The 14442-nt window shown below is 25.1% G+C and carries 6 protein-coding genes and 1 pseudogene; 2 read left to right on the top strand and 5 right to left on the bottom strand.

From position 1 onward, the window contains the following. Positions 1 to 65: 65 nt before the first annotated feature. Complete coding sequence (locus tag F801_RS0100830; RefSeq protein WP_020104496.1) at positions 66 to 5582, top strand: SGNH/GDSL hydrolase family protein; 5517 nt, start codon at positions 66 to 68, stop codon at positions 5580 to 5582. A gap of 47 nt (positions 5583 to 5629) precedes the next feature. Next, positions 5630 to 7105 (top strand): hypothetical protein, encoded by a 1476-nt coding sequence (locus F801_RS0100825; RefSeq protein WP_013302124.1) that lies wholly within the window; start codon positions 5630 to 5632, stop codon positions 7103 to 7105. Between the two features lie 39 nt (positions 7106 to 7144). Here the strand turns inward: F801_RS0100825 and F801_RS0100820 are convergent, their stop codons facing one another. The 5 genes and pseudogenes from F801_RS0100820 to F801_RS0100800 form a co-directional block, all read right to left on the bottom strand. Then, positions 7145 to 7825 (bottom strand): phosphorylase family protein, encoded by a 681-nt coding sequence (locus F801_RS0100820; RefSeq protein WP_015084124.1) that lies wholly within the window; start codon positions 7823 to 7825, stop codon positions 7145 to 7147. Continuing rightward, on the bottom strand, positions 7782 to 8876 hold the full coding sequence (locus tag F801_RS0100815; protein WP_014335501.1) for a nicotinate-nucleotide adenylyltransferase: 1095 nt from the start codon (positions 8874 to 8876) through the stop codon (positions 7782 to 7784). Before F801_RS0100815 ends, F801_RS0100820 begins: the two co-directional genes overlap by 44 nt. A 1-nt stretch (position 8877) precedes the next feature. Further along, complete coding sequence (locus F801_RS0100810) at positions 8878 to 9804, bottom strand: Cof-type HAD-IIB family hydrolase (RefSeq protein ID WP_013302127.1); 927 nt, start codon at positions 9802 to 9804, stop codon at positions 8878 to 8880. Between the two features lie 8 nt (positions 9805 to 9812). Then, positions 9813 to 12036, bottom strand: a pseudogene (locus tag F801_RS04530) (ligand-binding sensor domain-containing protein). A 24-nt stretch (positions 12037 to 12060) separates the two neighbouring features. Continuing rightward, a complete protein-coding gene (locus F801_RS0100800; RefSeq protein WP_020104493.1) occupies positions 12061 to 14436 on the bottom strand; it encodes a hypothetical protein in 2376 nt (791 codons plus the stop codon). Between the last annotated feature and the right edge of the window lie 6 nt (positions 14437 to 14442).

Raw genomic sequence — 14442 nt, 5'->3', positions numbered from 1 at the left:
AAAAAATAAAGTAATTTATTTTTTTGTTTTTTATTTAAAGTAGTATTCCAAGTAAAGGAGAAAAAATGTTAAGGAAAGCGATAAAACTCAAAATTTTAGCTGGTTCATTAGCTGCTGCAACTGGAGTTACAATAACCTCGATAGCAATTTATTCAGCCCCTACACTTGCTAAAAAAGAAGCTACAAAAACCAATCTTAACAATAGCGTTTCTAAAAATCAGAACCAATTAATAGATAAAGTAAACTATTTAGCAATTGGTGATTCAATAACTGCTGGTTTTAATCTTGAATCAGGAAATGATATAAGAGGAAATTTCAAAGATAATCATGTAAGAGGGCTTTCTTATCCAGCATATTTAGCTAACTACATTCAAATGGTTAAAAAAGATGCTTTAGTTTCTTTTGATAACTTAGCCCTTTCAGGAAGTACTATTAGAAATTGACTTTATCTTTTAGAACCAAGTAGAAAAAATGAAGCAAATCAAAACAAAGAAATTCTCAAATTTACTTTAGAACTTGACAAACAAACTAATAATCATTTCGCAGATGTAATAAAAAGTGTCTTCAATGATTTTGAAAGCACAAGTTATCCTAAATTAATTCAAAAAGTAAAAGATTCTAATTTGATTACTTTGTCTTTAGGAGCTAATGATTTAATTCTTTCTTTAGATTATGAACTTTTAAGTCAAATTAATAACGAAAAACACACTCTATTAAAACAACAACTAATTAATCAATTTAAACAATCACAAAATGATAAATTAGAACAAGTTCGTAAAAACTTAGCTAAATTAATATTATTAATTAAAAAAATCAATCCTAAGACTAATATAAATTTAATCGGTTATTCTGAAAATTTAACTACAGTTGCTTCTTTATTTAGTTCTATGTTGGAAAATAGCTTAAATCTAGATAAAGATTACATCATTCAAATAATTAAAAAATTAAACGAAACAATTAAAGAAGTTGCTGCTCAAACAAAAGTTAATTACATAAATGTTTATGATAAACAACTTTGAGAAGCTAATAAAAAAGAGTGATTAAAAAATGATTTAGATATCCATCCCTCTACATTTGGTTATAAAAAGATGGCGCAAGAAATTTTTCTTAAGTTATCTTTAAAACAAAACCAAAAAAGCCAACTTTTTAGTTTAATTCCATATTGAAATGAAAATTATTTAACACAAGATAATAATTCATACAAACAACAAATCGACTTTAAATTAACCAATGAACAAATAATTAAAAAGCTAGTTAGAAACAAAACCATAAATAATTGAACAAAGCAAGCTACAGAATTAAATAAGCTTTCAGAAATTGAATTTTTTAAAGCGAATAAAACAGCAACACAAGCTTGAAAATCAATTTTATATGCTTATTTAGTTACTAATACATCAGTTCTTAATAAAGTAGTAGATGGTTCAGATTTAAATTCTGAAATTAAAGAAAATATTAAAAGTTTCTTTAAGGATAAAAATTTTCCAAGTTTTTTACAAGAAGTATTATCAACTAAATTAGTTTCAAATTTCATAGCTTCTTTTGAATCTTACGTTTTGCAAGCTAATGAAAAACAAACTTTTGAAAGTTTGATAAATTACGTAAAAAATAAAGGATTAAATGACAAAGATTTAATTGCTTTTTTGCAATCTATTTTAAATTCAAAATTAATAACTGAAAATAAAGAACAATTTAAGTCAGTAGTTTTGGATTTATTATTTATTAACAAACATATTATTAACTTTGTTTTTTCGAAATTTAATTTACAAAGTCAATTGGATACTAAAACTGTCAACGCTATTCTTGGCTTTCAGTCTTTTTATGAATTCTTTAAGCAAATAGTGGACGAACTTATAGATCACAAAGATGAATATTTAAAAATTAATCAACTTTCTGATATTTTTCAAATTTTTTTATCCAAAGAAGAAAATATTAAAAAACTTAAACAATTTTTTGTAAATTTTTCTGGAGAAATGTTAAAAAATGATGTAGTTATTTCATCAATTATTAAGTGAATTTCTGTAGCATTAAATGTTGAAATTGACCAAAGTACATTAGAACAAATTGTTTCAACAGTTCACCAGTTTAGTGATCAAATTCTTAATACTAAATTATTTTCAGTAGTTCAAGAAAAATTTACTTCAGAAATAATTTCTGTACTTAATTCAGCAACAAAAGAAGAACTATATAACTTTAAAGTTATAGACAAAATTATTGAAAGATCAAAAAAAGTTGCAAGTTCTTTAGTAACTGAAGAAACTTTTACAACTTTATTAAATGATTTACATAATTTAAACATAAATGTTTCACAATTAAATATAATAAAAGAAGCTCTTTTACCACTTTATGATTTTCTAACAAATGATCAAACAAAAAAAGCTATTTATAATTTTGCAGATATCAAAGATGAAAATCTAAAAGAACTAATTTCGCTTTCTTTGTCCTATTTATCTAAAAATAATAGTATCCAAGATACTGTTGAATTAATTTTAGATGACTTTTTTATTAATCATAAAAAAGATTATGATAATTTAACTACTGCTAAGCAATTTTTAGGAACTTGAATCAAAAGAAGAAGAGAGTTCATTGAAAGAATTATTTATAATTTTATTAATGAAAATATTCAAAATCAAAAATTTAGCTCAATTTTAAAAAAGATAATTTCATCTAATGAATACATAACTTTAAGTGATAGTTCACAACGTACTTTAATTGCTTTATTTGAAGCTTTACTTAAACGTTTTCCACACGAAAACAAAAAAATTCCTTCAGTAATTCAATCAACTCTTGATCAATTTTGAACTGCAATTATTACATATTTAAAAAGTAATGAAAAAAACTTCGACAATTTTGACAAGTATTTTTCAATTTCAAAATTATTCCCCGAAGAAAATGTTGTTAATTTATTAAGAGAAATTAGCTTTATATCAAAAGATTCTCACAATCCTGATTTGACCATTGACAAACTTTTTAGTTTAGGTAATGAAGTTTTAAGATCTGATTTAGTTAAAAAGTTAATTTTTAAATATATTAACTTTCATGTTGAAGGAAAAACAGTAGAAGAATCACAAGGTATTTTTAATAATCTTTACGATACAGTTATTTCATCAGCTTCTTTTAAAAGTTTTGTAGATTTATTTATAAAATATGCTTCCACATTTAATGTGGATGACAATAATTTTAGTATAACTAACTTACTAAAACAATTTTTAACAACTAAAAAAGATGAAATTAAAAAAGCATTCAAAGAGTTTACTTTAGAAAATATTAAACAACCTTATATTCATTCACTAATTAATTCAATTATTCACAAAAACTTTAAATCTTTAGGTATTGATTTTAGTGATGATAATGTTCAAACAATACTAGATGTAATTAGAGCTTTACTACAAAAAGATGTTGATAATGAAGTCCATAAAAATGATAGTAGCTACAGACCGTTAAAAACTGTAAATTTAATTTTAGATGAAATTCATAAGTTTTTAATTGCTTATTTAGATAATAAAAAAGATTTTAAAGTAGATTTTAAAACCTCAGATATTATTAATTTAATTCTTGATTTTGCACAAATTGTTGACAATAATGAGTTCAAATCTAGTAATTATGAAAAATTAGCAAGTGTAGTTAGAAAATTATTAAAAAGCGATATTGCCAAAAACCAACTTAAACAATCAATTTCTAGTTTTTCGCAAAAATATAATTCATTATTAAGTAAAGAACTTTATACTTTAGTTGATAAATTAATTGATTCTAATAGAATAAATGATGTTATTAAATTAGTTTTTGATTACCTTAAAAATAACAAACAAGATTTACAAAATGAAGCAGATCATCCAACTGGCCAATCATTTTCTTCTTTATTTGTGAAGTTTTTAACCAACAAAAAAGAAGATCTAAAAAAGATAGTAAAACAATTAATTGAAGAAAATATTGATACAAATGAAGTTAGAAATCTATTTAGAAAAGTCTTTGAAGTAGAACTAAAAGTTCAAATTAGCCCAACAGAAACAGATTTTTTAATTTATACTATTAAAGAATTAATTTCTGGAAAACATAAATTTATAGATGTTAATTCTGCTCTTTCTAACAAAAGTTCTTTTGATATTGTTTTAGATAAAATTTTTGATTTAGTAATCACAAAACTTTCTAATAAACCAGATGCAAAAATTAGTTTTACTTCACAAGAAATGCTTCATTTCTTGAAGGAACTTTTATTAATTATTAATCAAACAAGTTCAACTCAGCAGAAAAATAATTTAGTTTCTTTAGTTAACAAATTACTAAAATCTGAGTTTGTAGATCAACAAATTGCAAAACTAGATTTAAGTTTCTTAGATAAAAACAAATATACAAAAAATACACTATCTCAGACTCAAATTAGACCAATAATTAAAGATATTATTTCTTGAGATAGAACAGCCAAATTTGTTGATTCATTAGTAAGATCAATGAATTTAACTAATCAAGAAATTTCTTCTTTAAAATCTGTTCAAGAATTAATTCCTATACTTATAAGAAAACATAAGCAACTTTTTAAAGACTATTTATATGATTTATTAGCTAAAATTTCAGATTATGATCAAGTTGGAAATGTTTTTGTAAATCTTATAAAAGATCAATTAAAACTTACTCAATTAACAAGAAGCGAAGATAAACAAAAAATCAAAGATTTTGTTAAAAATATAGCTCATGCAGCAAGAGATATCAAACTAGTTAGTTCAATAATTGATAAATTAGTTGTTGAATTTTCAAAAAATAATCAAGAAATTAGTATTTCTAAAATTTCTTCAATATTATCTTCAATTTTTGCTGATAAAAACTTCTTAAGCACAGAAAAAATATTCTCTTTAATTGATGCAATTGAAAATCCGCACCATCCAGATCCTAAAAACCCAAAAATTAAAATTCAAACATTAGTTAATTTCTTAGATTTAATTTTTATAACAGCTTCTGATTGAAACAATCAAAATAACACTAAAAAAGAAAATATTTCGCCAATTTTAAATCACTTTAATACTTTAAATCCAAAACACCAAGCTATTTCTTGAACAGGTCAATTACCTCCAGGAGATTTTGGTAGCGGAACAAAAATAAATCTTAATAAAATTGGAATATTTGTTAAATATATTTATGATGATTTCAAACTCAGACACGTTGGACAGCAAATTAGAAAAGATAACTACCGACGTTATCCAGAAGGTAGAATGATTTACCGACTAACAGCTATTTTATTATTAACTGTTTGAGAAGAATTGTTTAGAGATGCATCTTCAATTGTGCAAGTAAATGGATTTTGAAAAGAAGATTTAAATGCAAAAACAGGTATAGCTGAAGTTTATAAATATCTAACGTCTTCACATGATAATGATATTAAAAATTTAATTAAAGCATTTTATGGAAAATATACACCAACAGGTGGTTGATTATTTAAAAGTTGAAGAAATAACACCAATTATCTAAAAGATGATTTAGTTCCTATGGTGTATTGATCAGGTTCTGCAGATCGTTTTGAGCGTCATGTATATCCAAGAATTAAAGATAGAATAATCCATCAAATTAGAAATGGTCATGATGATAATCATTAGTAATTAAATAATTTTATTTTGCAAAAAATAATATAAAATTAAAAGATATGAAATTTAAATTTATAAATAAAAAGAAAAACTCGCGAGATGATGAACAATTAAAAGATGAATCAACTCCAGTAAAAGAAAACTTCGATGATATCAAGCTCGATGATGACTCTCAAGATTATCAACAAAGACCAACTAATGATTTATACAGACAAAATCTTGATTTTTTATTAGAAAATGATGAAAAAGAAGATTACACAGAACAACAAGATGAAGATATTTTAATTGAACAACCAAATAACATACCCCAAATTTCTGATGAAGAAAGAGAAAAATGATTCAATAATGAATTAGAAGCTCAAATAACAAAAGAAATTGAATGAGATGAACATCAAAAAACCTTAGATGCACATGAGCAAAAACACAACGAGTCTCAACCAACTCATACCCATAATTCCTTTCCACAAACACATACTCATTTAGAATTTGAAAATCATCCAACTTCAGAAAAAGAAGCAAAAGCAGAAGCTAAAAAAGAAAATTGATTAGCTAAAATATTTTCAAAAACTAAAAAGAAAAAAACAGAAATTCAAAACGATATTAATTTATCAAAAGAAGAGCAAGAATTTTTATCAGAAATGTCTAAAATCAATTCTATCGAACATCTAGAAGACGTTGATTCTAAAAAAGACTATAAAGAAAAATTAGTAGCTTGAAGTTCAAACTTTAAAATTTTAAATAGTGATATTATTGCTAATTTAGAAAAATCTGAAAAAAATCCTTCAACAAAACAAGATAGTGGTGACAACCTTTGAGATAAAATGTCATTTTTGTCAAGATCAATTTACAAAACTTTAGCTATCTTATTTGTTTCATTGTTTTGGTTTTTATTTTGAACAATTATGGGTGGATTTCAAAACTATAGAGTAGAAAATTATGTTATTTATATTTCCATTTTATCTATAATTCTGCTTGTTATTCTATTAGGAATTTATATTAACACCATCAAAAACAAAGGTGATCATAGCAAATTAGTTGCTTATTATATTTGGAATTCGATATTTACATTTATTAACTTACTAATTAGAATCTTATTTATCTTTACTCCTTTGTTTATTAATGCATTTATTCAAGTACCAAAATTCCCTAGCGAAGATGCTATTAAATTAATTGGTAAACTTGAAGTTTCAACTTTTGCTCCTTCATTTTGTTTGGTAGTTATTGGTATTTTCTATATTCCTGTTAACTGAAATAGAACATTTAAAAAAGTTATAAACAGCACAGGTATTATTGTTTTAATTACTCATTTATATTTACTCAAAAACTACAAAAATAATCCAAATAAAATTGTTTATACAAGATTAAGAGATAGTTGAATTAGATTAAATAAAGTTTTTGAAAAACCTTTAGGTATTGGTTATCATCCTGCTTTTATTAAAATGACACAGGATTTCAAAGCGCAAAACCTTTCTTTTGAAGAAAAAAGAGCAAAAATAGACCAAGTTAAAAAGATAATTGAAGATGATTTAAAATAACAAAAAAAAACACTTGCAAGTGTATTTTTTTGTTATTTTTTATAGTAAATTAAAGATTTGATTAAGTGCTTGTTTTGCACCATTTTTGATGTTGTTATTTACTAGTTCATAAGATAAATTTTTAGCTATAAAATCAGAAACATATTTTAGAGTTTTGAAACTAATTTTGTTTTTAAAACAAACATGAGCAAGCGCAAAAGCTTCCATATCAAAAATACTTACATTGATGTGTTTTTTAATAAAATTTAATCTATCTAAATCATAAATAAAAGCATTTGAAGAACCTAAGTTGATGTTTTTATTAGTAAAATCAAAATCATTTGTGTAAAACTTTTTTTCTTTAGGAGTTTGTCCAAAATCATATCAAGGAGTTTGTGCATCACAAAGATAAATTTTATCTGGATAAAGAATTGAACCTAAGTCTAAATAAATATCATTACTTCCAACTGCGCCGTAATTATACACTTGAGTAATTTTGTATTTATCAATTAAATATTGACAGGCTGCAGCTGCATTAATTAAACCAATTGCTACTTGGAAGTAATGAATTTTATATTGTTTGTAGTTAAAAATATAACCAATTCCATAAGGTGTTGTAACTTTGTTTGCTTGATTTATGAAGCTAAATTGTTTTAAATCTACAAATTCTAATTCATCTGCAAATAAAATAGCAATATTAACTATTGATTCAGAATTTGTAGATTTGTTGTTGTTCTTCATCAATTTTTCCTTCAGATTGTAATAACTTTAAATTAGCTTCTAAAACGGATTTAAATCCTTGATAAAAGTCTTTTTTTGCTAGTTCTCTAAGTTTTTGCACCCCAGGATATTTTCTACCTCTTGCTAATTTGTCGGCCATATAAACGATTTTGGCATAATCATCCATATCATAAGCTAAAGATGTATGAGACGCAATTGAGTTAGCAATAGTTTTTTTTGCTATTTTATATTTTTTAGTTAACCAAAAATAAGCACTAAGTTGGTGGAGTTTGTAATCAGGGACCTTAGATTGGTCTACATCACATTGTGCTAAAAACTCTCTATGTTTTTCTTTAGATCATGTTTTAGTAATATCATGTAATAATCCACCATAATAAGCTATTTTGGCATCTTTTTTAAGTTGTTTTGCATATTCAGCTGCTAATTGTGCTGTAGCATAACAATGTTTTAAACGTTCTCCATTATTGATATGAAATTTTAATAAATCTTCTATATATAAAAAGTTAGAAGAAATGTATTTGTGTACAGCAGGAAACAATCCACTAAAATCAGAATGACGAATATTAGTTGAAGAAAAATCGTATATTTTGTTATCAAATAAGACTGCGTTATATTTTTTAAGATTTTTCTTATTTATTTTTTTATCTCTTTTAAAAACAATTATTTGACTAAGTTGACAAATTAAATCAATGTCTTTTCATTTGTGAAGTTTTTCTAAATTATCAGAGCCTATTATGAAGTAAAGTTGTGCATTTTTAAATCTGTGTTTGAAAAATTTGATTGTATCAATTGTGTAGCTAATACCCTTTTTGTTAATTTCAAATTCACAAACTTTGGCTTTTTCAGGTAATACTAATTTAATCATATTGTACCGATGTTCACCGCTAACGTAGGATTGTTGCTTGTTTTTGAAAGGATTTTGGTAATTTGGTACAAAGTATAAAGAATCTAAACCAAGCTTTTTAATAGCAAGCTTAGCGATTTTAATATGTCCTTTATGAATAGGATTAAATGTACCTCCAAAGACGGCAATTTTTTGTGGCAGTTCCATATTATTGTCCTCCAATAGCTTCAATATCTAAAGCTAAAGAAGACTTTAAAGACTTCATTTTCTTTGATTTTTCAATTTCTTTTTCAGGATTTTTTAAAAACTTTTTAATATAATAACCAACTCCACCTTCTTTGTTGGTTTTTTTAAGCACAACAGTTGCTTTTCTTTTTAAATCCTGATCTGAGTTTTTCATTGCCACAGAAACTGTTGCTATTTCAAACATCCCAAGGTCGTTAAATCCATCGCCAATTGAAACAACATTATCTAGTTCAATATTGTAATAACGTGTTAGCATAGAAACAACTTTTGATTTATTAACTCCAACTGATGTTATATCAAAAACATAAGATTGACCTTCACCTTTTGATCAAGCGGAAAATTCACCTAAATCTCCATATTTTCTTTCTAGATATGATTTAAGTTCTGCAACATTTGTAGTTAATTTAGTATCTAAAATTACACCTGTTGGTTTAAGAGGAATTTTTTTAAGATCAATTCCAGCTTTTAAGTTAGGAATTTCATTAAATCCAAAAACTTTTTCAAGATTTTCATCTCTTTTTTGAATTTTAGCTCATCCTGGACCTTCAATTGCTAAATTAGTTATTTCTGATCTTAATTTTTTATCACCTAGAATATAAAGCATTTCATTAAGATTTAAATATTTGATTTCAGGAATAAAATTATAGTTTTTTGGATTATGAACATAAGCTCCATTAAAATTTCCAACAATAGTATCCAAACCTAATTGATCATAAATTTTTTTAGTTGATCTTCAAGGTCTACCTGTGATAATGCACACTTTGTGTCCTAATGCTGTTGCTCTTTTGATTTCTCTTTCAGTTTCTTCGTGAATTTCTCCAGTTGCTGAATTAGACAATACAGTCCCATCTAGGTCTAAAACAAACAAGTATATTGATTTATTTGACATAATTTCCTTTATTTTTCTTCATTTTTTATTATTAATTTTATCTCTGGTTGTTTTTTAAAATAAAATTTGTATATTTCGTCTACTAAATTATAACGTTCTGTGTGAAGAACAACTCCTCCTGATAAGAAAGTGTTTAAGTTTGAATCTAGATAAAAAAGATTTGAAATTGGTTTATTAGTTTGGGGATCTTTACCTTCAAATAAAAAGCCAAAAGAGTTTATAAATGCAAGTGAACCATCTCGATTAAAAATACCAGCTCCAGAAGCTCCATGTCCATTGTTTGCATAATAAAATACATTTAGATATTTTTCATCTTTTCCAAAAATAGGTACTGAACTAATTTTTATCCCTTTAAAAGCATTTTTAAACGCAACTTTTTTAGGTCAGAATAAACCTATTTTTAAACTATCATCAAATTCATTTTCTTTTCAAATTTTATCATCTATTTTTACTGAATTTAACTTAGACATATGATCTCAGTATGTTTGAAAATGTTAAAATTTTCTATTTCATTTTTGATTTGTTCTTTTCCTTTAGCACTTAATACTAATTTGGTTTTTGTAATATTGTAATTATTTTCATTATTGGATTTAGTTGATTGTGAGCTTGTGAAGTAATTTTTACTTCTTTTTCCTTCTTTAGTTTGAATAATGCCATTTAATGATCCACTCATATCGAAGAATTTAGGTAGCCAACTTTGTGTTGTTAGTTTTTGTTGCTGATTATTTGTGTTCTTATCTTGATCATTAACAATAGTTGGTAAATTTTCATCAGTGTAAAAAGATAAAATTCATTTAATAATGTCTTCTCAGTCTTTGATATATTGCTTGTAATTGAAGTAATATAAAGAAATATCTTGGTTTTTATTATCAAAATTAGTTATAACTTTAAAATATTTATTAAATAAATTAATTTCAAAATCTAAGGCTTCTTCTTCGGTGAAGGTTTTTTTAGTATTTTTTGTATTTTTTGTATTGTTTTGATTTGAATTAAAAATAATGTTGTACTTATATTTTTCTCATTCTCAAGCAATAAATAAATCATTTGATATTGTATAGAATTTATTTTTAAAGTAAATTTTGAAAAAATCTTTTAATATGTAGTTATAAAATCTTAAATTTTCTTTATTTTTAATATTAAGTGAAGCAAGTTTGGGATCAACATCTTGAAGTTTCATTGCTCGAGTTACGTGTTTGTTAGTAACTAAAAGTGCACTGTTTCCATCTGTGTCTAAAATTGTTGAAGTTCCTATAGAAATTCTTAAATTTCTTTCGTAAATATCTTCAAAGCGAGTATCTTCACTTGGTAATGATTCAAAAGCGATTTTTTCTACTTTGTTTCATATTTTATTATCTTGTGTATGGAAAATAGAATAGAATTCATTATTAATTTCTTTGTTTAAGTTAAAGTATGAATCTTTTTCTTGTTCTGTGTAGGATTTTGCAAGGATTTGCTCTTTATTTGCAGATTTTTTTAGATCATAAACAAATAATTTATCATTTTGTTTTCCTAAAAATGCTTTGTCATTTTCTTGTTCTATAAAACCGGATTCGTAATTAGCTTTTATTTTTTTGTATTCTTCAGGAAAAGTGATGTTTTTATTTATTTGATCAAGACTAACTTTTGAAAAATTACCTTCGTAATGCTTTGTTTCAACAAGTTTTTCAACTGGTTTTTCTTCAGAGTTTTTTTGATTATCAGATGTATTTACTTTGAAGGAATTGTTTTGTGATGTATTGTTGTTTGAATCATTATTTTGATTATCATTTATTTGCGTATTTGCTTGATTTTGTTTGTTTTTTTCTTTTTCTGGCTCTGTTTTAGTTTCTGGTTGTGGTTGTTGCTTAGTTTCTTGAGTTGGTTCAGTTCTTTTTGTTGATTCGCTATCTTTAGTTGTTGAATCATTTGAAATAGAATCTTGATTAGTTGGATTGTTTAGTTTATTTTTTTTTTTTTTTTTGTAGCTTCCTCTTTTGTTGTTGGAGTTTGGTTGTTAGTTTGCTTTTTAGTATCATCTTCGGAAGTAGGTTGCTTAATTATTGGTTCTTTTGAATTAGTATTTTGGTTATTATTAGTTTTTTGCTCAGGATTTTGTTGTTTTGATGCTGAAGCATCTGTTTTTGTTGGTTGAGTTTGGGTGTTTAAAGTATTTAAGGAAGTATTAAAAGAACAACTAGCAAGAACTAGTGCTGGAGATAAAAAAAGAGCTAGGGCTATTTTCTTGAGTTTCATTAACTTAAAATTTTACTATTTTTATTAATTTTTTCAGTATTTTTGAGGATTTATATAAATATCTAGTTTTTCGAAGTGTTCTGGATCGCTCTCAGCTTTTTGTTTTAATCAAGAACCAAATGTATTTGGATTGTTTTTATCATAGGAAATAACATCTCTTAAATGACTTATAAAAGGGTATGCAACATCGGTAGCATTGTTGAATTCATATGAACTACCAAAAGTATCTAATGCTAAACTATGAATTGCTTGAATATAACCTTTTTGATCAACAATTAATGAACCTGAAGCTCCACCTATTAATCCATTTCCACGTGCTGGCCCAGGTTGGTTTAAATCTGGTTTGCCATCGGGTCCGAGAATGTTTAAATAATAATCATTATGATAAGAAATTCTAGATTCTAAAAAGTTAATTTTGTTAATTTTGTAAACAACATTTGTTCTTTGTCTTGGATAAGCTGAAATGTAAAAATTAGTTAAATAATCACCGTTGTTTAGATTTGCAAAATCATTACCAAATTTAAGTGGTTTGAGGTTTTTTCATTTTTCTAAATCTTCTTTGGTTCCTGTTAATCAATCAATAATGTTTTGTTTTTCTTGTTTTTTAGCTGGATCAGTTATGTAAGGAAGTGAAGAAGTTTGATCAAATAAAGCTCTATCGAGAAGTTTAAAAACAACTTTTAAATCAATGGTGGAAATTGCAATATCGATTGTGTCATTAGTGTTGTTTTCTTCTGGATTATCCTTGAATTGTGCAGGTTTTGTTTTGATACTATTAGGAACTCAAACAACTTTTAAAAAACTATCAAAGAAATTAGAAGTTGAGACATTATATTTAGTTTCAAATTCTGTTTTTCCATACAAAGGTCTTTTACTTCATTGTTTTAAAGGTACTTTATAAATTAAATTATTAGTTAATTCTTCGCCATTTTTTAGTGGTCAATTATAAGTTGAGGTTTTTGCCCTTTTTAATTTTTCCTCTCTTGTTTCTTTTGGTTCATTATAATCAACATCAGATCAAATAGAATCAACAACATGTCTATTGGATAAGACATAGTATCTTTGATCATTGTCATCATTTGGTTTTACTTTGGAAATCATTGTATAAGTTCCACGATTTCCAAAACTTCTTATTTGTAAATCATTAATTTCTGGATCGAATTTATTATAAGGAAGAATTCTTTCTAATGAGTTGACAAAGTTATTATCTAATTTTCTAGTTAAAGGATGATCAAAAGAAATTTCTGCTTCTTGAGTGGATTTATCAAATGCATTTGGGTTCTTTTTGAAGGTTTTTGAAGGATCTGGATCAACTAAACTAACTCAATCATCTGGAAAAATATCCACTGTTTTTGGTAATCATTGGTATCTTTTATCGTCATTTGGAATTATTTTATCCTCTTTGTCATATTTAATAGTTTCTTGATTGTATTGACTAGGATAAACATATTTTTGCAAAGTCTTATTTTCTTTGTTATCTGTTATATAAGACAAAGACACAAAGGAATTATTTGGCATTATAAGTTTTGTGTTGGGTTTTTCAACATTGTTTTCTTGTTCAGATTGTGAATCGTTTGTGTTTGAATTTGTTTCTTTTTTGTTATTATCTAATTGATTTTGATAATTTTGATAAAGATTTCTAACATAAGTTATATCGTCACTAAGTTCTGATTTTGAATTATTTAGATAAAAATTTATCTCGTTATTTTCTAGTTTTGCTTCAATTTCATAATTATTTTTAAGTTCAAATTTTGCATATTTTTGTTTTAAAAATTCTTCAAAATTAAAGCTAATTCCTATAGAAAAAGATAATGAATTATATTTATTTTGACTTCCAAATGGCATATAATTTAATTGATTTTTAAACTCAAATTTAGGAACACCTGAAAAAACAGCTCTATCAGTTGCAGAAGTGTGAAATTTATCTAAATCTTCAATATTATCTCGTACATCAACATAGAATCATAAAGTAGGATTTTCAACATTTTTGTCTTTGTTTAAAACTTTTTCAATTTCATTAATATCAATTGTTCAGTAGAATTTGTTGTTCTTTTTTCTTCATTTATCTTCATAAATAAAGTTATAAAATCTATAAAATTTTTCGAATTTATTATTTTCTAGTTTTTTAGTAAAGAAATTTTTATGAACAAATCCATTATTAGGTTCAATAAAGTCTTTAAAATTATAAAATCCTTTAAATTCCACATTTTTTTGCTGAACTATTGGAGTTGAATTAGCAGCATTTGATTCACTAGATTCTGCTGATTTTTTAGAATTTGTTGCATTTGTTGATTCTTGTGTTTGTTTGTTTGTTTGTTGAGTTTGTGTTTGACAAGCAATCAATGTTGTTATACTCAATGGAGCTAAAGCTAGCAAGAGAAGTTTGAATTTATATTTCATTAATTT

The organism is Mesomycoplasma hyorhinis ATCC 17981 (assembly GCF_000383515.1).
In the GTDB taxonomy this organism is placed as follows: domain Bacteria; phylum Bacillota_I; class Bacilli_A; order Mycoplasmatales; family Metamycoplasmataceae; genus Mesomycoplasma; species Mesomycoplasma hyorhinis.
Note: the sequence above shows the minus strand (reverse complement) of the source record. Positions and strands in the feature narration are given on the sequence as shown.